Source organism: Streptococcus sp. IsoGale021 (assembly GCF_031142795.1).
GTDB lineage: Bacteria > Bacillota > Bacilli > Lactobacillales > Streptococcaceae > Streptococcus > Streptococcus hominis.
Genome location: NZ_JAKZJH010000008.1, coordinates 85,353 through 112,163 on the forward strand (window position 1 = coordinate 85,353; position 26,811 = coordinate 112,163).

At 35.6% G+C, this 26,811-nt stretch carries 23 protein-coding genes and 3 pseudogenes; 9 read left to right on the top strand and 17 right to left on the bottom strand.

All coding sequences use genetic code 11. The features are described 5' to 3' along the window. Positions 1-186: 186 nt before the first annotated feature. The 4 genes from RG565_RS06995 to wecB all read right to left on the bottom strand — a co-directional run bounded on the left by RG565_RS06995 (position 187) and on the right by wecB (position 4,691). Positions 187-1,290, bottom strand: coding sequence for a glycosyl hydrolase family 8 (locus RG565_RS06995; protein ID WP_268734205.1), 1,104 nt, complete (start codon positions 1,288-1,290; stop codon positions 187-189). Between the two features lie 8 nt (positions 1,291-1,298). Further along, complete coding sequence (locus RG565_RS07000; protein ID WP_049534485.1) at positions 1,299-2,609, bottom strand: glycosyltransferase; 1,311 nt, start codon at positions 2,607-2,609, stop codon at positions 1,299-1,301. Positions 2,610-2,752: 143 nt separating this feature from the next. After that, a complete protein-coding gene (locus RG565_RS07005) occupies positions 2,753-3,541 on the bottom strand; it encodes a hypothetical protein (protein WP_221738973.1) in 789 nt (262 codons plus the stop codon). A gap of 1 nt (position 3,542) precedes the next feature. Continuing rightward, entirely contained in the window at positions 3,543-4,691 is a 1,149-nt protein-coding gene (gene wecB, locus RG565_RS07010; RefSeq protein ID WP_308937463.1) for a non-hydrolyzing UDP-N-acetylglucosamine 2-epimerase, read from the bottom strand. A 460-nt stretch (positions 4,692-5,151) separates the two neighbouring features. On the opposite strand from wecB, the gene RG565_RS07015 reads away from it, so the two are divergent. Both RG565_RS07015 and RG565_RS07020 read left to right on the top strand, forming a co-directional pair. After that, on the top strand, positions 5,152-5,733 hold the full coding sequence (locus tag RG565_RS07015; protein WP_268732224.1) for a TetR/AcrR family transcriptional regulator: 582 nt from the start codon (positions 5,152-5,154) through the stop codon (positions 5,731-5,733). 664 nt (positions 5,734-6,397) lie between these two features. Continuing rightward, positions 6,398-6,601: pseudogene (locus RG565_RS07020) on the top strand (IS110 family transposase); the annotation flags it as partial. Between the two features lie 501 nt (positions 6,602-7,102). Here the strand turns inward: RG565_RS07020 and RG565_RS07025 are convergent. The 3 genes from RG565_RS07025 to RG565_RS07035 form a co-directional block, all read right to left on the bottom strand. Continuing rightward, positions 7,103-8,365, bottom strand: a complete 1,263-nt coding sequence (locus tag RG565_RS07025; RefSeq protein ID WP_247937052.1) for a hypothetical protein — start codon at positions 8,363-8,365, stop codon at positions 7,103-7,105. Between the two features lie 659 nt (positions 8,366-9,024). Then, positions 9,025-10,095, bottom strand: a complete 1,071-nt coding sequence (locus tag RG565_RS07030) for a hypothetical protein (protein WP_247937051.1) — start codon at positions 10,093-10,095, stop codon at positions 9,025-9,027. Beyond that, positions 10,089-11,555: a DUF5677 domain-containing protein gene (locus tag RG565_RS07035; RefSeq protein WP_247937050.1), complete on the bottom strand. Its 1,467-nt coding sequence runs from the start codon at positions 11,553-11,555 to the stop codon at positions 10,089-10,091. Before RG565_RS07035 ends, RG565_RS07030 begins: the two co-directional genes overlap by 7 nt. Before the next feature lie 179 nt (positions 11,556-11,734). Here RG565_RS07035 and RG565_RS07040 point away from each other — a divergent pair. Further along, positions 11,735-11,971: pseudogene (locus RG565_RS07040) on the top strand (transposase); the annotation flags it as partial. A 41-nt stretch (positions 11,972-12,012) separates the two neighbouring features. Here RG565_RS07040 and rpsI (RG565_RS07045) read toward each other — a convergent pair. From rpsI (RG565_RS07045) to RG565_RS07060, 4 genes and pseudogenes are all read right to left on the bottom strand, one after another. Then, positions 12,013-12,087: pseudogene (gene rpsI / locus RG565_RS07045) on the bottom strand (30S ribosomal protein S9); the annotation flags it as partial. Between the two features lie 182 nt (positions 12,088-12,269). Continuing rightward, the gene (locus RG565_RS07050) at positions 12,270-13,388 is read right to left on the bottom strand and encodes a restriction endonuclease subunit S (RefSeq protein WP_268732247.1); all 1,119 of its coding nucleotides are present in this window, start codon (positions 13,386-13,388) and stop codon (positions 12,270-12,272) included. Continuing rightward, positions 13,385-15,433, bottom strand: coding sequence for a class I SAM-dependent DNA methyltransferase (locus RG565_RS07055; protein ID WP_247937048.1), 2,049 nt, complete (start codon positions 15,431-15,433; stop codon positions 13,385-13,387). Before RG565_RS07055 ends, RG565_RS07050 begins: the two co-directional genes overlap by 4 nt. A gap of 84 nt (positions 15,434-15,517) precedes the next feature. After that, the gene (locus RG565_RS07060; protein ID WP_247937047.1) at positions 15,518-16,684 is read right to left on the bottom strand and encodes a hypothetical protein; all 1,167 of its coding nucleotides are present in this window, start codon (positions 16,682-16,684) and stop codon (positions 15,518-15,520) included. 169 nt (positions 16,685-16,853) lie between these two features. Here RG565_RS07060 and RG565_RS07065 point away from each other — a divergent pair, with 169 nt between their 5' ends. From RG565_RS07065 to xerC, 6 genes are all read left to right on the top strand, one after another. After that, on the top strand, positions 16,854-17,171 hold the full coding sequence (locus tag RG565_RS07065) for a hypothetical protein (protein ID WP_247937046.1): 318 nt from the start codon (positions 16,854-16,856) through the stop codon (positions 17,169-17,171). Next, complete coding sequence (locus tag RG565_RS07070) at positions 17,158-17,499, top strand: hypothetical protein (protein ID WP_247937045.1); 342 nt, start codon at positions 17,158-17,160, stop codon at positions 17,497-17,499. The genes RG565_RS07065 and RG565_RS07070 overlap by 14 nt, the downstream gene beginning before the upstream one ends. A 250-nt stretch (positions 17,500-17,749) precedes the next feature. Continuing rightward, positions 17,750-18,844 carry a cell division protein FtsK gene (locus RG565_RS07075; protein WP_268734206.1) on the top strand — a complete coding sequence of 365 codons (1,095 nt, stop codon included), beginning with the start codon at positions 17,750-17,752 and terminating at the stop codon, positions 18,842-18,844. Positions 18,845-19,125: 281 nt separating this feature from the next. Next, a complete protein-coding gene (locus RG565_RS07080; protein ID WP_247937043.1) occupies positions 19,126-20,475 on the top strand; it encodes a Rep family protein in 1,350 nt (449 codons plus the stop codon). 87 nt (positions 20,476-20,562) lie between these two features. Then, positions 20,563-20,814 (top strand): AlpA family transcriptional regulator, encoded by a 252-nt coding sequence (locus RG565_RS07085; protein WP_247937042.1) that lies wholly within the window; start codon positions 20,563-20,565, stop codon positions 20,812-20,814. A gap of 71 nt (positions 20,815-20,885) precedes the next feature. Then, positions 20,886-22,103, top strand: coding sequence for a tyrosine recombinase XerC (gene xerC, locus RG565_RS07090; RefSeq protein ID WP_247937041.1), 1,218 nt, complete (start codon positions 20,886-20,888; stop codon positions 22,101-22,103). Between the two features lie 109 nt (positions 22,104-22,212). Here the strand turns inward: xerC and rpsI (RG565_RS07095) are convergent, their stop codons facing one another. The 6 genes from rpsI (RG565_RS07095) to RG565_RS07120 form a co-directional block, all read right to left on the bottom strand. Further along, positions 22,213-22,605: a 30S ribosomal protein S9 gene (gene rpsI / locus RG565_RS07095; protein ID WP_003035124.1), complete on the bottom strand. Its 393-nt coding sequence runs from the start codon at positions 22,603-22,605 to the stop codon at positions 22,213-22,215. Between the two features lie 19 nt (positions 22,606-22,624). Further along, positions 22,625-23,071: a 50S ribosomal protein L13 gene (rplM, locus tag RG565_RS07100; RefSeq protein WP_003026230.1), complete on the bottom strand. Its 447-nt coding sequence runs from the start codon at positions 23,069-23,071 to the stop codon at positions 22,625-22,627. A 181-nt stretch (positions 23,072-23,252) separates the two neighbouring features. After that, positions 23,253-24,122, bottom strand: coding sequence for a DegV family protein (locus RG565_RS07105; RefSeq protein ID WP_247937036.1), 870 nt, complete (start codon positions 24,120-24,122; stop codon positions 23,253-23,255). Further along, on the bottom strand, positions 24,112-24,636 hold the full coding sequence (locus RG565_RS07110; RefSeq protein WP_247937035.1) for an NYN domain-containing protein: 525 nt from the start codon (positions 24,634-24,636) through the stop codon (positions 24,112-24,114). Before RG565_RS07110 ends, RG565_RS07105 begins: the two co-directional genes overlap by 11 nt. Next, entirely contained in the window at positions 24,633-25,361 is a 729-nt protein-coding gene (gene rlmB / locus RG565_RS07115) for a 23S rRNA (guanosine(2251)-2'-O)-methyltransferase RlmB (protein ID WP_126467629.1), read from the bottom strand. The genes RG565_RS07110 and rlmB overlap by 4 nt, the downstream gene beginning before the upstream one ends. Before the next feature lie 144 nt (positions 25,362-25,505). Beyond that, positions 25,506-26,636, bottom strand: coding sequence for an ABC transporter ATP-binding protein (locus RG565_RS07120; protein ID WP_022525160.1), 1,131 nt, complete (start codon positions 26,634-26,636; stop codon positions 25,506-25,508). Positions 26,637-26,811: the final 175 nt, after the last annotated feature.

Consider the following 26,811-nt stretch of genomic DNA (forward strand, 5'->3'; position numbering starts at 1 on the left):
AATACTCTACTAGTAAAAACGAGTCTGAGACAAAAATGTCCCAGACTCGTTTACTTTCTTCTAAAATAAAACTCAATATGCAGTAGTTAAGTAATCCCTAACTAATACCACCAACTCAACCCTACAGGGTGGGGCGACAAAATCAATTTTTTACGAAATACCAATTTGTGTCCACTTCTATTTAGTTTATAAAGCATCTAGTGCAACAAGGGTAATCATGGCTGCTTCGTAATAATTTTCCTTTGACAAATCTTGCATAAAAATATATTTATTTTGCTGAACCAGTTTTCGATATGCTGAATTTCGGCTGGCTGCATAGAAAATCGGAGCGCCAAAACTAGCAGACTGATAATGACTTAGAGCCTTGCCTTTTAACGTATAACCAGCATAAAGCACTTCTTGTTTCATAAAGAAATTCATCATTTTATTCAATATATTCTGGCTTTGTTTATCCCGACTTTGCGCTAAATTATATGGCAAGCGACAAGCATTGTAATAATAATCACCGTCATACTTAGAAGCAACAGCTTTTTTCTCAGCTGCCCGAACTGTATCTGCTTCCACCCAAAGGAAATCAGGAAGTAGACCTGTTTTTGTTTTAGCACTTATCATTTCCAATTTAGATAGCATGTTTGATCTGATATTTAACCATTGCCTATTACCTGTCAACTTGTAAAAAGCTTGGAACTGAGCTGGAAGAACATCTGATGTTCGCATTAAACGATAGTATTTTGAGTCTGATGTTGCCCAGTTCCCAACTGTCAACACTCCTGTTGTACTATTGTAATTATAAGTCAAAATATCCTTCAAGATTGCCTTGGCCTGCGCATTATAAACGGCAGCCTTCTGTGGCCATAATTTAGCTGCTTGAATCAGAGCATACGCAATATAAAGATCGCCATCTGTTGCATTATTGGTTTTGGCTGTAACGACACCATTCTTGACTGTTTGTCGCCATGACATCAGCTGCGTATTTTTCATACGATGTGCCAAATAATAATTGTACAAACGTTCAAAATCTTTCTGGCTGGCATACCCTTGCTTTGCCGCTTCAACCGCAGTCACCATTCCATAGCCCTGCGATTCAGACAGCACAACATTTTTTTTCTTATCGTTCGTTGTTTTGACGTAGGCCTTGTCTTTTTGCTGAACTACATAATTTTTTGACCATTGTTGGTAAATCTGATTCTTCAAATGACCTGTACTATTGAATCTAACATAAGTAAAAATAGTAATGATTGCCAATAAAATAGCAACTAACCAAACATATCTTAAATTTGTTCTTTTCACGTTTCCTCCTATCCTGCAAATCGCTTCGTTTTAACCCACTTGGTTCCGTCACGATGGAAGAGTTTGTCCAAGGTCACAGAAGTTACAGCATCAATTGAAACAATGATGAATAGCTGCGAATAAGTAAAGTAAGAAATCAAAGCTAACCAAATCTGCTTAGAAGTCGCTTGACCAAATTGGGAGGCTAGAGCGATATTGATTTGTAAGAGATATAGCATAATCATCAAAAGCCAATTAAACAACATCAATTGCGCAATGTAAATATTATTTGAATCAAATGTAAAAGGAATATGAACACTTGGAACAAATAGATGAACAATAATAGCAATCACATTTGACAAAAGGACAATATCTGATAAAATTATTGCTGCATTAAACCAGAAGAAAACACAGGAATAATATGCAACTTCTAATTTCACACGCCAATTGCTCTTGTCAAACAAATGCTTGAAATTTGAAATAACAACTTCATAATTTCCTTTAGCCCAACGTTTCCGCTGCATATAATAGCTTTTAACTGTCTCTGGTTCTTGTTGGAAAGCTTCAGAATTATAAGCCAAAGCAATCAATTTCCCACTTTGCATAATTTTAAAAGAAATATCAGTATCTTCTGTCAAGGCGCCATTTCGCCACCCACCAATGCTTTTTACAAATTCAGTGTTGATAATAAAGTTTGTGCCAGGAATGCGACCAATTTTAAACATATGCCACATACCAACATGTTGAATTCGTTGCGTTACGACAATCTCTTGATTGATACAACGTGTTAAGAAATTTTGATTTGCATTTCGCGTCTTATTTCGCCCAAAAGATGCCACGTGGCGTTCTGGATCTTCCAGAACTTTCTTAACCAGAAAATAAAGAGCATTTTTCTCTGGCATAGCATCTGCATCATAAACGCAGATATATTCACCCTTCGCCATTTTCAGAGCATCATTTAAAACGCCTGCTTTTCCGCCAGTCCCCTTCCGGTCTGTAATGGTAATATCTCGTGTAGCATATTCTGGCATCGCTTTTACTTTTAACATTTCTTGATAAGTAGTATCTTCACAATTGTCCGCAAATAAAAGCAATTCCACTTTGTCATGTGGGTAATTCATATCCAAAATAGCTCTTGTTGTTTGCGCAATGACCACATCTTCATTATGGGCTGGTACCACAATTGTAACCATCGGATAGCTCTCTAAAGGACTAGTATCTACTTTAAAGTCGCTATGTTTTAGCCAAAAATGAACACCTGAACTCAAAGTAACTAAACTCCAAACCAAGGATAACCAAATGGATACCAGAGTGATAATCATAATCAACTGACTAATCATGGTTCACCGCCTTAAAGTTTTTATTCACTCTGTTATAAATGACTAAATAACAAATAAACAGCACAACAAAGCATACAGCAAAAAAGATACTAATTGCCAATGCTACTCCAAAAAATATATTGGTTATGATCACAGATTCCCTCCTAGTATTCTACAATAATGTCTGTCTCAAGCTGTCTTTCTAGATTTTTCATAAAGTCATCAACATCAGAAAACTTTTCATAATTCTCTGAATCAATCAGCAAATAACCTGATTTGTATTGAACTTCTTGCACACTCTTACTGGTTTTAAAACGCAACAGTAACAATTTAGCAAGCATGCTGTGCTGAAATAATTCTACTAGAGACTGTCCTTCTCCTGAAGATAAAATGAGAAAATTTCCATTTGAAAGATAATAAACTGTTCCTGTTTCTTGCATGCATTTCTTTAAAGTTGCATAGAGGCGCACCAACATCCAACGAAATTCTTTTGGATAAATTTGTTGAAAATAATCATTATGCGCCCAATGAACTAATAAGGCTTGAAAGCTTTCTTCCCGTCCATCTCGAACCGCCTGTAAATGGCTTTCATACAATTCTTTTGCTTGCTCACTATAGTCTTTTACAATAGAAAGATAGGTTCGTCGATGAATATTAACTTGCTTGGCTATTCTCAGAACTACTGGAAAAGTAATCAATAATAAGAAACGCTGATTTGCTGGTATATACACAACACCTGCCACTAAAAACAAAGTTGCTAATACAACGCTAAAAATTAACAGCCAAGTCAGCAACATATCTGGTAAGACAAATACACTCAAGATGGCAAGAACAATCAAAATAATTTCAACATAAAAAATACTACTCGCAAAATAGAAACTATAACCAACAATTGCTAAAATTACGATAATTAGTAAAGCAATTGTCCATTCCAGTTCTTTTTTTCGATACATCTTATTCTCCTATCACAAAATTTTTTGGTCTGGCTGCATAACCAAAGTAATGCGCAATCGCCTCTACAATTCGCTCAGATGCTCTGCCATCACCATACGGATTGCTAGCTTGAGACATTTGATGATAAACAGTCTCATCTGTCAACAATGTCTCCATAGCCTCGCGAATATTCTCACTTTCTGTTCCAACTAACTTCAATGTCCCAGCAGTCACGCCTTCTGGTCTCTCTGTCGTATCACGCAATACCAGCACCGGTTTTCCCAAAGAAGGGGCTTCCTCTTGGACACCTCCAGAATCAGACATAATGAAATAACTTCTCGCTGCAATATTATGAAAATCCACAACATCTAAAGGCTCAATTAGATGAATCTGCGGATGATTGCTAAGAATTTCCTTTGCTACCTCTTGAACGGCTGGACTTAAATGAACAGGATAAATGACCTCAACATCACCGTGCGCTTCGGCCACTTGCCGCAAGGTTCTAAACACACGACGCATTGGTTCTCCTTGATTTTCACGACGGTGCATGGTAACGAGAATAAGCTGATGATTTGATGGTATTTGCTCCAAAACATCATGATGATAATTCTCTTGAACAGTCAATTTTAAAGCGTCAATCGCTGTATTCCCTGTAACAAATATGTTTTTTTCATCATGATTTTCCTTAATGAGATTTTCTTTACTTTGCATCGTTGGAGCAAAATAAAGATCTGTTACAGCATCTGTCATTTGACGATTCATTTCTTCTGGAAATGGAGAATACTTTTCCCATGTCCTCAAACCAGCTTCCACATGTCCAATTCGAACTTGATTATAAAAAGCTGCCAAACTTGTTGCAAATGTTGTCGCTGTATCTCCATGTACCAAAATGATGTCAGGTTTCACTTCTTTTAAAAGTTTGTCCAGTTGGTTTAAAATTTTTACTGTAATATCCGTTAATGTTTGACTTTTTCCCATGATGTCCAAATCAATATCTGGTTCAATGTTAAAGGTTTGCAATACCTGATCTAACATTTGTCGATGTTGGGCAGTCACAACTGTCATGGTCTCAAATTTTTCTGATTGTTTTTTCAATTGAAGAATAAGTGGAGCCATCTTGATAGCTTCAGGTCTTGTACCAAAAACGACCATTACCTTTATTTTTTTCACGTTTTCCTCCTTATAACAGAATGACACAAATAAAAACGCCTAGCTAAAATAAGACAGCCACCCCCTACTGTACACTAATATTGTACCGCTTTAAATTTATACCGTCAATATTTTAGTATACATTCTCTATGATTTTATCCTATTATTTACGTAAAATTTATCCTCTTATTCAGCACTGTTTTATAATAGTAAAATTATTATGTATTAAAAATATTGCACTTCTACTATTACATCATAATTAGACTATTCTATCAATATTTTTGTTTATCCTATTTTTACAATACCATTCACAGATGTTAATTCTATCTCAAACAAAACACAGATTCATGACAAATGATATTTTTGTTAAACTTAATAAATAGCAATTTTAAAAGGACTGCATTAAAGTCTTTATTATTCACTTTTTCTTGCAATCTTTTTCTCTTTCCATTATACTAAAAAGAACAAGGAGCTGTTTTATATGGTAAAAGGTAGTCAACAAAAGATTTTGGATGCTTTCTATGACTTGGCAATGCAAAATCCTGCTGAAGTCAATCTCTCAATGAGTGACCTCGCCAAGAAAGCTGGCATTTCACGCCAAGCAATTTATAAACATCATTTCCATAATGTTGACGATATTATTGAATCAATTCATGAGAACATTGATAAACCTATTTATGAGGCTTTTTTAGAATACAATACACTAACAAATAAAGACCCATTTCTTTTCATTGCAGATAATATTTTCCCTATTCTTTATGAAAATCGAAAATGGCTAAAAATGCTGTATTCTAGCTCAACGGACCCTTATTGGACCAATTATTTAAAAAAGATTTACACAAAATGGGCACTTGAAAATATCAAACCGAATCAATCCCTTGTTGATTTTCCAGATGACTTTATCATCTCTTTACTGGTGCATTATGTGATTGCCAACATTGAAGTATGGATAGCCCAAGAAAAGCCACTCCCACCACAAGTCTTCAAAGAAAAATTTTTAACCCTTGTTCATTCTTCTCTTGACCAATACATCTCACTAGACGAAGATGATCATACAGACTAAAAAAGAGCCCGAAAAATCGAGCTTTTAGAATATAGCTATTTTTCCTAGCTAGTAATTTTTGACAGAATAGCCCATACAATCAATATGTTTGTAAAGGCTATTTTTGTATCTCTTTTTCCTTGGTTTGTAACAGCAACATTTAAACAGTGCTCTGACTTTCATATAATTTAGAATTCAGCAAAAAAAGAAATGATTTATCTACTTTTAAAGTAATCATCAGACTACAATTTACTACTTATATGACTGATGATGACAAACATTAGCGTAAAAATAATGGGTAAAATAGGAAGCACTATGGTAAAACTTCATAAATACAACTGCATAACTAAAAACTACATCAACACCTCTACCATCGTTCCAATGGCCGTTGGAGAAATCGCCTACCGAAACCTAAAATAAATAATGGTGTGAAAAGTGGTGTGAATTTTGCTAAAAAATCATCAAACATACTAAGATTAGTAGTGAGGAAATCTCCGACGGGAGATGGTACTCACTGCTTTTTCTTTATGTTAAAGTAGAGGTGTCTTGTTAAGTCGTGGGTGTTTTTGACGCTAGACGTCGTACAAAAAACTAGCAAGACACCTGTTTTAGTGGGAATCTGTTCAAAGTATGTGGGACGTTCAACGTCGAGTATTGAAAACGACATCACTAAAACAAGGAATCATTCAAGATGATTCACAACATTGCTTCGGCCAGTCATACCAATCCTTGCCACATTGTGGACTTTTATGAGAAACGAAAAAGACAATCGCAGACGACTTCAACTAAGCCTCATACGATTGCCTCAATGCATCGCCTCATAAGGACAATGTATTACCTCATTACGCATAACAAACTTTACGATTACACTTTAACCCAAAATCATTAAAGCCGTCTATGCTCTATCATTGTAACACCTTATGAAAAAAATAGCTAGATAAGGTGTTGTTTTCGTACACACCTTTTTAGCCAAAAATCACTCAAAGCAAGACTACTGCTTGATGAAAACAACATTTTTGAAAATAAAAACTTTAAAAAAACTTGATATACTTGACAAATGATAGAAAAAACACCCAATGAGGTAAACATTGAGTGTCTGTAATCGTTGATGTAAAGCTGGTTCTTAACGTTTAGAGAACTGGCTAGCTTTACGAGCTTTCTTAAGACCTGGTTTGGAAAGTATGGGTTTCTATTAGAGCAAAAATAGCATAATACCAAGTCTTTTCAGAACTATATCTACTGATTAATTTCATAAAATATGAATCAATTAGATTCTAAAAAGGGGAATAATTCCTTTCAATATTCATTTTAAAACAAACTAGTCGAAATTAAAAACTATAAATGCTGAACCTTTCAATAATAATATTAAAATTTCTACTACCTTAATTCATTATCTTTTAGACAAATTTGATATCACTTCATCCAAAAAACCATCAACAGTTTCAACCACATAAGAGTTAAAAACTTCTTTATCATACTTTTTCTTAGTTTCAAACTCTTCAAGTTCTATGATTTCATCACCTTCTGACTCACTTATTTCTTCTTGGATGGTAACATTTACAAAGCTATCTTTTTTCAACTTTTCAGAAACTAAACTTGCAGATTTCCGAACTTCAAGATAGTACTTTGATACCAACGTTCCTAATACATCATCTCCATATTTCAACGATATATTTTCTTCTGAGTTTTTTATTAATTCAAATAACAAGCAGCTAGAAGCAAACATAATATATTTTATCAATCCTTTTTTTCGATCATTTTTTTCCTTGATAAACCAATCTGGTCTGCGTGTTTTATTTAGAGAAAATACTACCTCTCCTTCTATCATCAATTCGATATAGTGCATGCGAACAGCTAGAGGAGGGTGTTTAAATCTTGAATTTTTCTCTAAGTATTCTTCAAAACTTATTTCTAAATCAGCTTCTGCCTTATCAATCGTAAAAAAAGACAACATGCACCAAGCGGAAAACTTAAGTAACCCTATTACCGTTGTATATGATTTGATGTTTAGTGTATTATAGGTAATTGCTGTTGATACTGTATATATAGTCCCATAAAAATCCGCTAAAAATTCTTTCCCCTGATCTTCTAAATCTCCTGAACGTTGATCTTGAAGCTCAAAGAATATATTCTGAGTCTTCTCTTCCTCTAATTGACCAGTAATAATATGTCCAAATTCGTGAAAGATTATAAAGAACAAAATATTATTAAAAATAGTATTTGCAAATGTATTATACCTTAAATCAGGCGTGTTAAAAAAACTCAAATAAGGACCACTACGAAGAGTGAAAGAAATTTCATTCATATCTGAAGCAATTAAGGTGTCTTTAAAACAGTACATCATTTTAATATAATTATTATATTGAAGAAATACATCTCGAATTCGTTCATGATAATACTTTATTATATAATGGTTTATTGCAATAAAATATGTTTTCCCCACTTTTTGTACAAATGCGTTACATTTTAGTACTTCTTCTACAACCACTACTTCAACATTTTTCGAATCTAAATCAATCTTACTTTTATAATTGGAAATAATACTTTTGATATAATTATTCCAAATCTTTGTATACTGTCTTACATAACTATCTTCTAGTACTCTACGACCACTTTTCTTTAACTGATTTTTAAACTCATTAAAATCGTCCATTAATTAATAGTTCCCTCACATTTATTTGAAATATTATCCTAACTCACTACCATCATTTAGTAATTATTTCTTTTTATTCATCAATTGAATGTACTGCCCAATAATTGAAGCTATAACCTCATAGAATTTCAATTATAGAATAAGACTTCCACTCTCAAACCTTTTGTGTAACTTTTTAATATCTTTATGTGTCATTACCATTTCCAATATTCTCCTCTTTCTAATTAATAAATATATCATATTTCACAATAAATGAGTACTATCAAAGATATTTTTTCTTTCAGATTCCTCCCTTTTCACTTGATCACTTATTGTTGCTTAGATTTATCAAGAACAACCAAATTTATATCAATTTCAAGTATCATCTAGTTACAAAAATTTGGGGGAAACAGAAAAAGCATCCCGTATTTTTGTAACGAAATGCTTTCAAAATTGTAAATAAGTTTTAATGTTTACTAAATTGTGATGCTTTACGAGCTTTTTTCACGCCTAGTTTTGGGTAACAAAAATCAAATATCTGTAAAAGCCTATTAAATTAAGCATTCAAACTTCATTTTCGTTGGAAATAAACACTTATAACCTAATCTTACAAACAATGGATTATCATTAGATTACAAAAAATTCTTTTTCGGAGCTTATGTTATTGAGAAACAACATTACTAGCAACCTCTACCTTCATAATTTATCAATAAATGTACACAATTCTCAACCTCAGTAATCAACTGCTCTTGGGTGTTGAAATCATCGAGAGCATTATAAATCTCTCTTATACGATCTGAAAAGTTTATATTTTTTGCTCTTTCACGTATTCCAGAAATACTTAGCTCAACTCCTTTTTTATCGTATTCAAACCAAATGGGTAAGGTTAATCTTGACATTTTTAAGAAATGTTCTAGTTTTTCTTTTTTCGAATTGTGCACGATATTTAATAAGAAAACATTATAATTTATGTATGTAGTTAAGCTAGAAAAGAATGGGGAAATATTGAAAGAGTAGGAAGTCAGAAAAATATCCATAGCTTGACTGAAATAGCCATAGATAATAAATCGGAAAAGTTCTGTATCATTCATATCTTGTGGGACTATATCTGAGTACTCAATTCGATATTGTTTCAAACGGTCTTTTATCGCTTGTGTAGGATCATCATAATCAAAGAGTAATATCTTCGACAAGTATTCATGTACGACCACAGTATCTATATTCTCGTACTTGTGTAAATTATTAAAATCAATGCCTTCTATAAAGAAGTTTTCAATAAACGGTCTGATATCAACTTTTTCTTTGTTGATGGTTGAACTAGAAAATCTTAGTGGTAATACGTAAAAATTTGGAATCTCTTTTTCTAATAAAACTATCAAATCATCTATTGACTCTACAATTTTTTCTTTTAATTTTTTGAAGTATCTTTCTATTTGATGTACTGTATTTCCTTTTTCCATTACTTCTAAATAGGATAGTATTGGATCGTCAAATATTTGATAATTCCCTAATGCAAAGATGATGTTCTTATCTGAGTTATCTACATTAAATTTAGAAACTGCTGTATAAAAATATGTGTTCGAATTATTAAAGAGATATTGGCTACACATCTCTAATAATTTTTGTTTTCTAAACCAAAAATTTCTAATTTTATCTAAATGATAAGCCACATTCTCTAAGTCCAAGTCCCCTCTAACTCTCTTCAGTAACTCTAAATATTCATTTTGTGATTGTCTTAGTCTATCTAGCATAAACTATCACCTTCTGTTTGCTCACTTGGAATGGGAAACACTTCTTTAATCACTGATAGATGCTTTGTTAAAACCATCACCAGATCATGACTAACATCGGGTAATTTTTGAATATCGTCTACATCGGGAATACCGTGGAATTGGTGTCCAGCAGAGTTGCATTTCAAAATTGAGCTTTCTCTAATCGCTCCCCAAAGTCCATGTTCAAATTGAGAATCATAATCATAGTGATATTTATATAAATCATCTTCCTCAACTTGTTCAAACTTTTGTCTTATATTCCCTTTTCCGAAATATCTAGTATCCATATCTATAAATTCTTTATTTTGAAATTCAGATATTAGTAAATTCAGATATTCAAAATTAATATGAGAGTTTGTTAATTCAGGCTGATTTTCTATATAGCGTTCTGAAATCAGTTTATATCCACCAATACCATAATATTGATATTCTTCCCAAATATTTTTGTGTTTTTCTTCTTCGGCAATTAAATATTTTGTCATCACATAGTTTTCAATGCACGACCTTACTATGGAACGACCTGAAATCGTATATTGCAAATCATGATTCATTAATTCTAGTAACCGCTTATAAGAATAGGTTAGGATACTAGTCAAAACATAGAGCTTCTCGTTAAAAGGCTCTATACTTTGAAGCATATCTCTGTAATATTTTAATGTCGAAGATACTGTATCTTTTATCTTATTCAAATCTATAGTATTACTTCTATCCATAACAATTGAATATACCTCACAATCAGTTAGCTGGCTAATATTATTCCAAAATCTTTTACTATAAGGATAATTCATATCTTCGGACATTGATAAAGCTACCTCCATTGAGCGAATCTGAGGACGAATAATTCTCATTTCTGGATCTGATATATCTAAGTAAGGGTACTTACTTAATCCGTCTACCATGTGTAACTGCGATTCTACAAATTGAATTTTTCCCTGTAGCATCTTGTAATACAGTAAAAAATATCTTACATCCGTTGATAATTGACTATATTGGTCAGATACTTCATTTAGTACTTTAACAAGTATATCTAGTCTTTGATTAAAAGAGTGACTCTTGCTGTAAAAATTTTTACTCAAAACCTCTTCGCTATCAGGCAAAACTATTGAAAGCGGAGAAAATATTGATAAGTCGAAAGCAGAATTTAGTGATTCAACAAAAATTTTCTTCTCATCAATATCTAAATTAAGTATTAAACTCATTGCCGGTAAAGGCAAGATTTTTTCTAAATCTAATGCTTTTGATAAATTAGTCAGAGCTAACATCATTCTTTCCATTTGCTCTATTCGATTTCCATATTGCAGAGCTAATCCAATCCAAAGATATTCTGGACCTTTTGAATGAGCCCAGTCAGATTCTTTTCCTAATGGAGTTACTAATTGACTGAACTTTGTTCTAAAGACTCCTTTTTTAAAGTCATGGTCACTTAGTTTACTAAACATAAGATACCTCTCAGTACAATACTACCTGTATTCCCACTATTGTGTAATACCTCAAACATAAAAGACATTCGTTTCTAATGTTATTCGATCAGGTGTGTAAAATAAGTTGTGTAAACACAAAAAGGAATAAATCCGTTATAGTAGAGTTGCGAAACATTACTAGAAAGAGATTTACTTCTATGATACAGTTTACCACAGAATTTCTTAACTTCCTAGTCAAAAAACGAGATATCGATGATTTTTTTCGTTCTTCTCTTGAAACAGCTATGAACGACCTGCTTAAAGTAGAATTATCAGCCCTTTTAGGGTATGAACCTTACGATAAAGTAGGCTATAATTCTGGTAATAGTCGTAATGGAACCTATCTACGGAAATTCAAGGTTCAAATATTTGGGGTGAACAGAAAAAGCATCCCGTATTTTTGATACGAAATGCTTTAAATAAGTGTAAATAAGTTTTAACGTTTACTAAATTGTGATGCTTTACGAGCCTTTTTCAAGCCTGGTTTGAACATCTCGCATTTGAATGAGTCTCAATATATGCCAAAAATCAATGGTTTCCCGCGTTATCAAAAAGATATATTTCATCTAATTTGAATAAATTTCATCTGAATGGTGTGAATTTTATCATAAAAATACACGAATTGAGCTAGATCTTACCAGAAAGTTCACACCATTCTTCAATTATACTTAACCGTTAACTATCACTATCTAGTTAGCGGTTTTCTTGACGACATTTTACTACCGTCTTAGTTGCTTTAATCCTTTTATCTGCATACTTAACAACATCTTTGATAACTAGTTTTTGAATAGCCTGAGTTAAGAGAGCCATAAACTCATAATTAATATTATCTGTACCATTCACAGGAAGAGAGATAATTAATTCATCTGCATCTTTAGCATAAAAATTTCTATCATAAGAAAATTTCCCTGTATGACTAGCTCTATGAATAGCTGTAGTTACAAATAAAGATGCAAATTTATTTAATTTATCAGTATGCACAACAGCTATATGGTCATCTGCACCATATTCATAATTTCGATATTTTGCAGAACCAAACATATCTATTGTTGTAGTATTAGATTTAAATATCTCAACATCGTTTCCAATAAATGCTGATATTCCAGTATTCGTCTCACCTGCTGTGACAAAAGGTAAATTACCTTTGACTCTATCTAAACTTTTTAATCGTTTTCCTCGAGTTGATTTACCGAACAGTTTTTCTAAATTAAATTCTCTCCACTCCAAAGTGTGATAGGCCTGAAGAGCTTTTAGCTCTTCAGCGGACAATTCATAATTGTCCAATCCGCTTACTTTTAAGTAAGCGGATAGCTCCGCTATACGCTCCGCCTCCAGCTCCGCTATGAAGGACTCCATAAAATCAAAATCAATTTGATTGTTTTTAGTTGGTAAGTATAGTGCCTGGCTTCTGAATGTTTCATCAACATTCCTAACAAGAACTTGCAATAAGACTGGCTTTAATTTATTCAACATGACAGAAAAGAATTTTGCATTATTGACTGTTGTATCAAACTTAGGAATAATCTTTCTTACAAATTGTCCAGCATACCACATTCTCTTTCGATAGAAAAAGTCCATCTGCAACAATCCCAAACTCCAGACATTTGCTTCATTCAAATTAGCTTCATTAACAAATCCTGTTGATTGTAATATCCCTTGATTTAATGATGTTCTCGTAACATAATCATATTCATCACCAGCAGTCAGTCGCTCTTTATTAAAACTAAGGGTATTTACAATGTCAAACAAATCACCGACTCGATATTCGCCCCACTCAACACTTGCTAATTTTTGATTGAGTGAGGCTTCTATTTTCCCAGCGTTTCATCCTCTACTGTTTGATTTCTTAACAAGTTAGAAACTTCCCAAGCTAAATAATCTCCAATTGTTTTCTTAAAGTCATTCAAAGTAGGCTTCAGGTCAACAGGTGCTGATTGATTCCAGTCATTTCCGTTAGTAACATCAATATTACCTTCATAATATTCCTCTTCAGATAAATACTGTAGTTTACTTTTACCGTATTTCACCAAATCTACAACTTCTTGATATTTTTCTTTAGCATGGTCTGTATCTCTAAGGTTATTACTAGATTTCTTACGATTACTTCTGGTGTAACCATCATTTGTAAAATCAATAAATTTTACTGAATAGTCATTTTCGTGAGCTTCTCCAACTCGAAAAACGTAAATATAGGTTTGAACACTAGATTTACCAACAAATAAATCACTAGGCATTTTAATACTTGCAAGCAATCTATTCGATTTCAAGATTTCCTTATTAATCTCCGTTGCCTTACCACTTCCAGCAGAACCTTGAATGATGATCGAAGCATACCCTTTCTCCATCATAGAAAGCGCACGCTTAACGAAGACCATGCCGTTCCCCTCTGCGGAGTATGGCGGATTAAGGATGAAGGCAGTCGCTGGGAATTTCTCATCGGTCTTTCCATAACCGTATTTACCATTAAACTGTGTAAGGGAATCCTCGTTGATAATATTTGATGAGCCGTCCCCCATCATAATCATATTGAGAACAGCCAACATATAGACAGACGATAGAATTTCCAAGCCTAAGAGCTGATTTGCCTTGATTTCTGCTTCCTTTTTGTAAAGTTCGTCAGGCGACGTGATTTTAGCCTTGGCATCATTGAGCATCTCATTCATAGCTGAAACCAAAAGTCCCGCAGAACCTGTCGCAAAGTCCCACACATAGGAATCCTTATCAACACGTGCCAATTTGACCAGCAAGGTTGCCACATAAGATGGGGTCAAGACTACATCATTTAATTTATCCTGTGTGAAACCAAGCCATGAATACATTTCATTGAAGAGCTTGCCTGTAAAGTCAGTATTCAATCCAATCTTGTAGTAAATTCCTAAATCATCAACAATCTTGCTAAATACTCTCTTGAGCTGACTTTCGCCATTAACGGGTTTATTAATATTATCAGTCGTTAGAGTATTTTTTAATGTACGGATAATTAAATCTCTTTTAGCCTTTGGAATTTTCTTCTCTTTCAAAAACGAGTTAACCTTTCGGATGATAATATCGCCGTCTCGGTTGTCCTCTTCTGTTGAAGATTTCAAATCTTCTTTATCCAATGGTTTGACCTTACCCGCTACACCAAGCGTTGCAATAATGGAAGCAGCCACTAGATAGACACGATCATTTTCGCCCAAGCCTTTTTCACTCTGATAAATATCATTATTGAGCTTGGTTAGACTAGCATCAATTTCTTTTTCACGTTGTTCTTTCAGCTTTTCTGCTTCATCAGCTGTCAGCTCTAATGCTTTGACCTTTTCGACAAAGACATCAAAATTAGCAGACTTCAAGAAAGACAAGTCAGTATAGTCATCTACTTTTTGACCAATACCAAAATTATTTTTTGAAACAAAGTAGACACCAATCTGTGTCTGAAGTTCTCCGAACTCATCTTTATAACCTGTCACACCGATAGAAATAATATTGGTGTAGCTGGTGTAGTGCAAAAGGGCATTGGCATAGTGAACCGCACCATTAACTGCAAAAGAGTTGATATTAGTATAATTAGGCTCATTATTTGCCTTTCGATTATCAACCTGACCATCTTTGTCTAGCTTTTCCAGTTTGTCCTTGTAGCCCTTATACTCAATCAAGATAGGCCAGTAGTCAGTATGCTTATCTTGAAGCAAGAGCTTGGCATCTGGACGATTCCCGCCTGTACCTCCACTTTTTGAAGCGTACTCATTTAACGCCTTGTCAATTTCAGAATTAAGTGTCTCTTGCTCTAGCTTATAATCCAAACCATACGACTTTAACCAACCATTAACCAGGTCCGCTACCATTGGTTCAACTGATTGTACTTTTGCTTTTGCCATAAAGAAAACTCCTATTTGTTTCAATGCTTTATTCTATTATAACACGTAATTGTGTAAATAAAAATCAGAGTTTTACCTCTAGTCTTAATATTCAAGACTATTTAATTCAGGTTCAAAATCTAAGTCTTTTTCAAGCTCTTTCTTTCGTTTTTGCTGTACCAACTGATGAAGCCGGGCTTCTGAATAATATGGAGTACCAGACGATAAAAATAACTCACTATTAAAGTACTTTTCTTCAATGTCCCCAAAAATATCCTGTTGCGCTTCTATCAACTTATCAATATAAATTTCGCTTGCACTTAACAAAACAGACATAACATCCACATCGTTCTTTTCCGCCATCGTCAAGTGACGACCATACTCTTCAGGACCTCTAACCATACTGATCTCCATTAATTTTGAAGTAATTTTGAAGTCATCAAGAACAATATCATATGCTCGCTTCCCAAGAGACTGGTGCATTTCTATGTTTAATATAGGTTCAAGTATATCTTTTAGTTTCTTTTGAAATGCTTCATTGAAATTTTGAAAATGGATAATATCTGATTTCCAAAGAAAATGCCCATTTTGATCCTTTGATTCATACTTGTATTCCGTATTTAAGAATTTAATAAAACGTTCCATCATTTCATCCGATTTATTGTTCATACAAAACAAATATACTGCTTCAGCAAATACATCAACATTCGCGTTCTTATAATCAGGAGCAAACATTGATCCGAATTCCTGATCTTCATCAATCGCTTTATCCAATGCTTTATATCTGGCTAACGGGACATAATCAATCAGGATAGAGTATGTCATAGAAGAATACACTGGATGATTGGATAAATCTAAAAAGAGATTTAAAACGAAATTGAATTTGTCGCTATCAGTGTAGCTTTCACCGACTCCCCAAAAAATTTCTTGAAGACTATTAAATTCAAAGTTATTCTTTCTCATTTCCAATTCCTCATCTTTATTTGAGGAGTATGATTTAAAATTTGGCTTTAACTTTATATTTTCTAACATAGACTCAGCAACCCTGACCGTCATCTTTGTGTATAATTGGTCGGGATCAGATTCCCTAATAACTTTAATTGTTTTTGGTTTATGTTTATATAAATGGCTATTCCTGATTGGTTTTAAATCTGAGTAAAGACTGCTTCCAGAAGACCTTAGAGCAGAACGTTTTTTATTGATAACCTCAATTCGTTCATTAATTCTAGTCTGTGCATTTTTAATATAGTAATTTAATAAATTAGCAAACATTGTTAACCTTTCTTTGAAAACGGAAAATTTCAGTTTATATTATAAAAATAAATCCTGAAATTGTCAAACATAATTTCGTATAATAAAAGCATAAGAAATACGGATTTCTTAAAACATCTCGGCTAAGCGAGACCTTCTTAGAACAGAAAGACAAATGAGGTTAATATACATGAATACCAAGTTGCAAAAGACGCTTCGAGACTTACGAGCAAAACGTTTAATCCATTTTGGAAACCCGGCGTATCAAAGAGCCACTAATGATTGGTTTTTTGAAACAGTTCCGACTGAGTTAACTGAGCTGTGGTATGGACAGGATGGCTTGTCGTTCCTGACCTTATCGATAGCATATGACTCAGATATTGATTTAATGTCTGAAAATGAGCTAATAGATCGAATTGACAAAGAACGTCATATCAATAACCGTTTGGAAGAGATTTTTTCCAACCTTGAAAAAATGAAAGCAGGTAAAAGCAATGGCAAAGACTAATTGGAATCGGACTCTCGCAGAAGTTCTCTTGCATGAGACACAACCAAAAGTAATGACTAGTGAAAAAACTGGAAATGAATATACAACTGATGTTATCCCGACTTTAAAAGTAGTCTCAATTGGTTCAATTGAGGAAATCGATGGAAAATACAAGTATTCTGCCGTAGACACCGCTCACGATCTCGAATATACAATTAAAGCTCCAAACAAAGTCGATGTTAGTTTCGGTACAATTCTTCAATTTAAGAATGTACGTGGTGGTGCAACCGCAAATGGTATCGGTTGGTATGCTGCTGACTCAGTAGCTGTAGTTCAACGTAATGCATAAGCGTAGATTCAGAAGGATCAAGCCAACACAAAATTGCAGACCTCAAGGCTATCAAGTCTCCTTGTTAGCCTTTGGGTTTACAATTGGATTGACTGTCTTGTCGTTCTTCATAAGCCAAATAGTAACAGTTTTATCTTCTTATTTACGAAGCATACTACTTTACAGCATCATTACAAATATCGTTTCTATTCTTATATTTGCATATACATGGTTTCATCGTGAAGAAGTCTCATCAATTGAGATTCCTAGCATGTCTGATGAATCTAAAAAGTTGGCAAAGCGTTTAAGACGATTATTTAATGATAAACAAATAACAGACGTACTCAAATTGTCAAATACAACCCGTTTCGGCAATGAAATGCCTGAAATACATGTCTGGTTAGATGATGAACAATCTAACGGCTATATTGCCATCGAAAACATAGCTAACTGGGAACGTGCTGACCGAGAAAAGTTTGAACAACGTGTTTCTGGAATCTTATCTGGCAAATATCAGCGATTTGCTGTGGTCAATTCTGAACTAACAGCTGGTGATAGCTATATCATCTTTTACTTCGAGGATACACTTACTTCACAGCGGCTACTCGTCACCGACAAAATGAATACGTTAGAACCATTCACAAGTAACAATAAACATGCTATCCGTCTGTCAAATGATTTAATTTGGTACGCTGATATTACTCCACATATTTCAATTATTGCTCGTACTCGTGCAGGAAAATCAGTTCTAGCGGGCCGCTACATGGCTCGATTAATGAGCTTACAAGGTTGGGTTGTCGAATATAACTCTGCTAAGTATGACAGATATGTAAAAGAATTTAACGGACAATCAGACCCTGTTCAAATCGTTGAACGTGCTGAATATTGGTGCACCATAATGGATGAACGACTGGCTAAAATCAATAAAACAAGTAAAGACAAATATCTAGAAATGGAGAACATGCCAGATATAGGACTATTCTTCGATGAATTAGGTAATTTAAATGCTTCACTTGAGTCCCTTGATAAAGTTGACAAAACCCTCAAGTTGACTGCTAGATGGACAAATGCCATCAACAGACTCTCAGCTACTGGAGCAAGTACAGGCATCCACATCATCGCTATATCTCAATTTGCCACAAAAGAGGGGTTTTTGCCCTCCTTAGCCCGTGCAAATTGCTCTGACGCTGTTATTATGCTAGGTGGTGCTGCTGATTGTGCAGATGAGCGTAAATATCTCATGTCTGGTTTTGCTGACATGCCAAAGCGTAGCTATGGAAAGGGGCAAGGTGTCGCTCGTATCCTTGGTTCTGGTAAAAAGTGGGAGGTCCCCCACTTTTATGAAACACCTTGGTTTGAGGATTAGATAATGGGAAATCCATTTGTATTCCAACTAGCGAAGTCTGTTGGAACAACAAATGGATTCATGACGAAGCCGATGAGTCACAAGATCGGTCATCTTGAAAAGATGAAACAAAACTAATTCTAACTATTTCTAACGCCTGCACGGCAGTGGGCTTGTCAACTGCCGTGCATAACAAAACACTAGATAAAGCAAGGGTTTGAAGCAACATAACAAATTTCAAATCCTTGATTTATCAAGGGAATAGTTAAAGGAATAATTAAAATAAAGGAGCCTATCTATTTATGGCAAAGAAAGAAGCAAACCTTACAACAATTATGCTGGTTCAACAATTAGAAGCAGACTACTGGCTATCTGCTGACTATAAGGCACCAGTTCAACAAGCCAAGGACGGTGATTGCCTTCCATTGCTTAAAATGATTGTCAATAATCTTGAATCTAACAATATTATCGTTAAAGAAGCTTATATCATTAAACATGATAAAGATAAGATTTCAACTTGGGATGCTAACCAGAAGAAAAATGTTGTTCAAGATAAGGCAGTCCATATTCATGCTTTATTAAAATTTGAAAGAGGCGCTTCATTAGCAAAAATTGCTCTAGCTATTCGCGTAGAACCTCAATATCTTGAAAAATTGAAATCTGGACGATACGGGTACGATAATTGTTTGGCTTACCTAGTACATGCCAAAGATGAAAGCAAACATCAATACCAACCTGATGAAGTTATAACCGTGAGGGGCGAAGATTATACCAGCATTTACCAACGAAGCATGGAAACATGGATTAAAGGTCGAGCAACCAAAAAAGCTAAGGAAACGAATCTTAGTGTTGATTGGTTAATCGAGCAAATACTGGATGGTAAACTGACTAAAAGTAAGATCATGCTTACCGATGAATATTACGCAATTTATGGGCAACATAAACGAAAAGTTAACGAAGCTTTAGATACAGCTGGGGAGCGCAGAAGTTATCAGACCATAGCAGAGCTTGAAGCAGGCCAATTTAAGAAGACAGTCATTTTTATACAAGCCAAAAGCGGCGTAGGAAAGACTAAGTTCAGTAAAGAATTGATAAATGCTATTCAAGCAAATGCAGTTAAGAATGGATTAAATTGGGAAGCATGTCTGACAGCTTCTACTAATGCATTTGATGAATATAATGGTGAAGAAATCTTATTCTTAGACGACATCAAAGGAGATAGCTTCACTGTTTCAGACTGGTTAAAATTACTAGATCCTTATATGATCAGCCCAATATCGGCTCGTTATCACAATAAACTAGGCGCACCAAGAATTATTTTAATAACGAGTACTAAGCCACCAGTTGAATTGTTTTTCTTTGCCAGGGAGAACTACAAGGAAGACTTAGGGCAATTTATACGAAGGATTGACCTGTTAGTACACATACACAATGACATTTTCCATGTTTGTCCTCACGAGAAAATAGCAGAAGAAAGCACAATAGAAGCCTTCGGAACTAACATTCGCGTTCAACATTCTTACACTTTTCAAAAGTCTCCTGCTATTCAGAGAGATGGAGCATTAGAAGAAATTCTAGAAACAGTGGTGACAAATATGAATTGGAATAAAACAAAAAAAGGTTATCAATGCCAGCGACCAAACCAACAATGATAACCCAAACACTCAACAAAAATAGCACAACTACTTTTGTTGTTGCTATTATCTCAAAAATTTCTGAAAGAAACAAGGGGTAAGCAAATGCAAGTAATTTTCCCAGATGAAGAAATTCATCTTCTTATTGATGATGCAGTTAAACGAGAAATTGAAAATCAACTAAACAACATCAACTTTGAAAGACCATTTTTAAACAAACGACAAACCTGCGAATATCTAGGAATATCCAACAACACTCTTGACAGTTGGATCAAAAAAGGTTTACCAGTAATTCGTGTTGGAAAAACTGTCCGCTTTGATAAAGCCAAACTCAATCACTGGTTACAAAATCAGTAGCATTACAACCGTGGTTTGATATAATAAAGCCACGGTATTTTTCTAGCTCAATTCACAAGGAGAATACTACTATGTCAATAACAAAAACGAAAAACGGAACCTATCGCTTACGTGTCTACATTCCAGAAGAAGCCAAATCTTCACTTGGAATGAATAAGAAAGTGATTGAAAAAAGGTTCAAATTAAGGAGTGAAGCAAAAAAATACGAACTAGAACTTCAAAACAAGATTGATAAAATTCTTAGTGGAGAGTCTGTTCCATTAGAGAATAGCGGTTCTATCCTCTTTTCAGATTTCTATCAAAATGTTTGGTGGGAATCCTACAAAGCAGGCCAGACTACTTCTACTGCCAAACCACCTTCTCAAACTACTATCGTTGGAACAGAAATTGTCTTTAGAAGGCATATCCTACCCATGCTTGGAAATTATTCCATTGATTTTCTCAATCAAAATAAACAAGTTGTTTTAAACTTACTGACTCAAAAGGCAGAGGAATACGCTAATTTTAAGGTTATCAGAAGTTACGTTAATTCTATTTTTGATTGGGCTGAGGAATTGGAATATATCGAAACTAATCGTCTCTCTAAAACCATTAGCCGTATTAAGGCAGCTAAAAAAATTAAACTACAAGATGCTAAAAATGATGAAGATTTATATCTATCACAAGCAGAACTTCAAGCATGGTTTACCGCCTTTGAAGAAGACTTAGAAGCAGAAAAAATTCTATTCAAAGACTATGTACTCTTCTATACTACCTTCTTTCTAGGAGACAGGAAGTCAGAGAGCTATGCGCTGCAATGGAAACACATTAACATCAGCAAACAGGAAATTCAGTTAGTACAATCACTTGATAAGTACAAAAATATCAAATCAACCAAAGGAAACAAAAAGACAACCTTTAAAATCCCTATTGAACTAGCCGACCTGCTCCAATCTTGGAAAAAACAACAAAAATCGGAACTGGCAAAATTCGGTATTATTCAATATGATGAACAATATGTTTTTACTTATATCGATATGAAAGGCAATGTGAATAGTCCCTTACACGCTGATTATCTCAATAACAAGATGAAGTCAGTCAAACGCCGTCACAAAGAGCTGACACACGCTACACCGCACAAATTACGCCATACTGGTGCAACTCTTGCCAAGCAAGCAGGAACATCACTAGAAGCCATTTCTGAGGCTCTAACGCATAGCGATACTATCACAACTAAAACTTACGTCAACACATCTAACATTGTACCAATGGCTGTTGGCGAAATCGCCTACCGCAATCTTAAAAAGTAATGGTGTGAATTTGGTGTAAAAAGTGGTGTGAATTTTGCTAAAAAATCATCAAAAAACACCCCACGGTGTGAACCATGAAGTGTTGTAAATGCTGTATTGTAGCTGGTTCTTAACGTTTTGAGAACTGGCTAGCTTTACGAGCTTTCTTAAGACCTGGTTTCTTACGTTCTACCATACGGGCATCACGTGTAAGGAGACCAGCGCGTTTGAGTGAGTCGCGGAAATCTGGGTCTACTTGGAGGAGGGCACGGGCGATACCGTGACGGATAGCTCCTGCTTGACCAGCGTAGCCACCACCGAGAACGTTTACGAGAACATCGTATTGACCAACAGTTGAAGTAACTGCGAATGGTTGGTTGATGACAAGGCGAAGATCCGCATGTGGGATATATTCTTCAACATCTTTTTTGTTTACAGTAATTTTACCAGTTCCTGGAACAAGGCGAACGCGTGCAACAGCGTTTTTACGACGTCCAGTACCTGCATATTGTGCTTGTGACATAGCTTATTTGTTCCTTTCCTTAGATAAGTCCTGAAATATCAAGAACTTCTGGTTGTTGTGCAGCGTGCGTGTGTTCAGCGCCTACGAATACTTTCAATTTCATACCTTGAGCACGGCCAAGAGTATTGTGTGGAAGCATACCTTTAACTGATTTCTCAATCAAACGAACAGCATTTTTAGAACGGAGTTCACCAGCAGTGATTGATTTCAATCCACCTGGATACATTGAGTGTGTGTAGTAGACTTTATCAGTTGCTTTTTTACCAGTTAATTTTACTTTTTCAGCATTGATAACGATCACAAAGTCACCTGTATCAGTGTGAGGTGTGAAAGTTGGTTTATTTTTTCCACGAAGTACGCTTGCTACAACGGCAGAAAGGCGTCCAAGAGGTACATCAGTAGCGTCTACCACGTACCATTTACGTTCAACTTCACCTGGCTTAGCCATGTATGTTGTTTTGTTCATGATTTCTCCTATATGAATATCGTTTTTGTTTACAAGGCGGATGTTCCGGTCCGCAAGTTATTTGGAAGGTTCCGGGGCCCTACAAATGGGGTAAACAATACCGTTTACTATCATACCAAATTTTAGGGGTAAAAGTCAATATATTTGATAAATTATTTATGAAAGAACGGTTTCATTTCGCTTAATCTTGATTTTCATGGGCAATACTGAATAGTCCCAAAGTTCCAGGACCCGTGTGAGTGGCAATAACGGGACCTAATGGCAAGACTAAAACATCATTGATTTGCTCTGACATAAGAAGTTGCTCTTTTAAGACTTGAGCCACCTCTTGGCTGTCTGCTCCAGCATAAGCAATCACCACGCGCGGATCGGCAATATCCTCCAAGGTCATGCGCACCACCTCAATCTGAGCCTTTTTCTTCCCACGGACTTTAGCCACAGAATCCAGCCTTCCATCTCCCTTGACTGCAATGACTGGCTTAATATTGACTAAACTTCCCATAAGAGCTGCGGTCTTTGAAATTCGTCCGCCCCGCATGAGGTGATTTAGGTCATCTACTAGAAAATACGTTTTCACTTTTGGCACTAAAGATTTTATTAAGGCTACTACTTGTTTCAAACTTTGACCGGCAGCTTTCGCTTCCACCGCTTTCATCACCAGAATACCTTCTCCCATAGATGCCGCCTTGGTATCAATAATTCGGATAACCGCTTCTGGAAAATCTTCCAAAACCATATCCCGTGCCATAACCGCACTCTGATAAGTTCCTGACAAGACCGAGGCAAAAGCAATATAAAGAACTGGCATACCGATTTCAGCGTAACCACGAAAGATATCTTCAAACTGACCGACATTGATTTGGCTGGTTGTTGGCTGGCTACCTGCTTCCATTTTAGAGAGGAGCTGCTCACTCGTCAGTTTCTTCTCTCCGACCGTTTCATAAGTTATTCCGTCCAACTGAATAGTCAAACCAAGGATTTGAACATCATTTTCCAAAGCCCAGCTTTCTGGAAGGTCTGCGGTTGAATCCGTTAAAATTTTAAAAGCCATCTTTCTTTTTCTCCATCATTTTCTGTAAATCGCGCAAGGTTGGATTGTCCATAGGACGCAAAGGTGGTTTTCCCATTTGAAGCTGTTGGCTCATTTGATTCAGATCCGACTTTGTAACAGCTACTCGCTTTTCTAGTTCACGAGCCGATACACGTAAAGCCCCTTGTGCGAAGACAGTCCATTGCTCATTTAAGTCGCTCGTTGCCACAGATACTTGATTTATAGGGTTGTTGAGATCAGTTGCCAAACGCTCAATGTAATCGTCTGCTGTTTCTTCTTCCTCAGTGAACACAACCGTAACATTGAATTCATCATAAGTCTGGCGAACTCCCGGCATATACTGCGCATCAAACACACAGATAATTTCCAACTGTTCAAAACTGGCGTAATTACTGAGTTTGTTAAGCAGAATGGTTCGTGCTGCATCTAATTCCCCTTTGTTAAATAAAGAACGAGTCTCCTGCCAAAATGCTACCATATTGTAGCCATCTACTAATAAAATTTTCCGTTTCATAGGCGATTTCTAAACACTTCATACATGAGAATAGCCGCCGCCACACTAGCATTAAGGCTCTGCACATGTCCATTCATAGGAATGGTAAGCATTTCATCAACTTGCTTTTTAATATTAGCAGAAATGCCCTTGCCTTCATTGCCGATAATCAGAGCCAGCTTACCTGCCGTATTCCACTTAGTCGAAGGGGTGCCATTCATATCTGTGCCAAAAATCCAAAAACCTGCATGTTTTAGTTTATCCAGAGCTTGGCTGAGATTGGTCACACGAGCAATGGGAATATGCTCCACTGCACCAGTAGAGGTCTTTGCGACGACCGGCGTGACACCAACCGCTCGATGCTTAGGAATAATGACGCCTGTAACATTTGTCGCGTCAGCTGTCCGCAGAATCGAGCCCAAATTATGTGGGTCTGTTAGACCGTCTAAAATGAGCAGCAGAGGATTCTCTTCTCGCTCCGCCATTTTCAACATCGCTTCAAATTCTGTATAGGCAAATTCTGAAACACGCAAGACAAAGCCTTGATGAACGGCACCGCCTGTCATTTCTTGCAGTGTTTTTTTGCTTGTCCAAGAAATAGAAACCTTTTTTTCTGCTGCCAAATCTTTCATCTTAGCAACATTTTTCCCACGTAGGTCATCTTGAATATAGAGTTTATTCCCAGTATTGGCCATGAGAGCTTCCGTCACAGCATGCACACCGTAGACAATATCGTTATTTTCCATAACTTTAGTATAACATAAATTTTAAAAAGCTTCTTCTTATTTATAAATCACCTTATAGTTAACTTCTATAAAAAAACGCAGGAGTCTCGCATAAAACAAGGCATCCTGCATTTTCTTATTAATTTATTCTAGAGGCGTTGTAAATTAGTAAACTGTCTTTTCCGTTTCTGGGTCAAAGAAGTGTGCTTTGTTCAAGTCAAAGCCAAGGTCAATGCCTGCTCCAGCTTTGAGGTAATCACGAGCATCTACTTTGGCAATAAATTCATTGTCTGCAACTTGGCAATACAAGTGGGATTCAGAGCCAAGCAATTCAGATACAGAGATTTTAGCATGAACTACTGAATCTGGGAATGTTTCAAGGAAAGCACCTTCTGTATTGATGTCTTCTGGACGAATACCAAAGATGAGTTTCTTGCCTTCATAGCCTTTTTCACGAAGTACCTTCAAGGCACCTTCTGGTACTTTCAAAGAAAGGTCTTGTGCGACGATTTCATCACCTTTCAAGGTAACATTGATGAAGTTCATAGCTGGGCTTCCGATGAAGCCTGCGACAAATTTATTGACTGGATTTTTGTAAACTTCTTGTGGGGTACCGATTTGTTCTACACGTCCGATTGTACCTGTACCTGAAGGGTTTTTCGTTGCAGACATGATAACGATACGGTCAGCCAAGGTCATCGCTTCTGTTTGGTCGTGAGTAACATAGATAGTTGTTGCTCCGATACGACGGTGAATTTTAGCGATTTCTGCACGCATGGATACCCGCAATTTCGCATCCAAGTTAGAAAGTGGTTCGTCCATAAGGAATACCTTTGCATCACGGACAATGGCACGTCCCATGGCTACACGTTGACGTTGACCACCTGAAAGGTCAGCTGGTTTACGATCCAAGAATTCTTTCAAACCAAGAATGTCCGCTGCTTCATTTACACGTTTTTCAATATCATCCTTGCTGTATTTACGAAGTTTCAAACCAAAAGCCATATTGTCATGCACGGTCATGTGTGGATACAAAGCATAGTTCTGGAAAACCATAGCAATATCACGGTCTTTTGGTGCCACATCGTTCACCACGCGTCCGTCAATTGAACATTCACCTTCTGTGATGTCTTCAAGACCAGCAATCATACGAAGCGTAGTAGATTTCCCACATCCTGAAGGACCTACGAAAACGATAAATTCTTTATCTTTAATATTCAAGTTGAAATCTTCTACAGAGTAGTGTTCGCTGTTTGGATATTTTTTGTAAATGTTTTTTAAATTTAATTCTACCATAAAATAGAACTCCTTTGTTATTATGATTTTATTATATATGAAAACGCTTCATTATCCTATGGCAAAGTGAACAAAATAAAAAAAATGTTTTGTGCAGGGTGCACAAAACGGCTCTATAATTTCTGTAGTGGGTAAAACTACCGCAGAGATTATGGAGCTACTATTTTTGTGTATA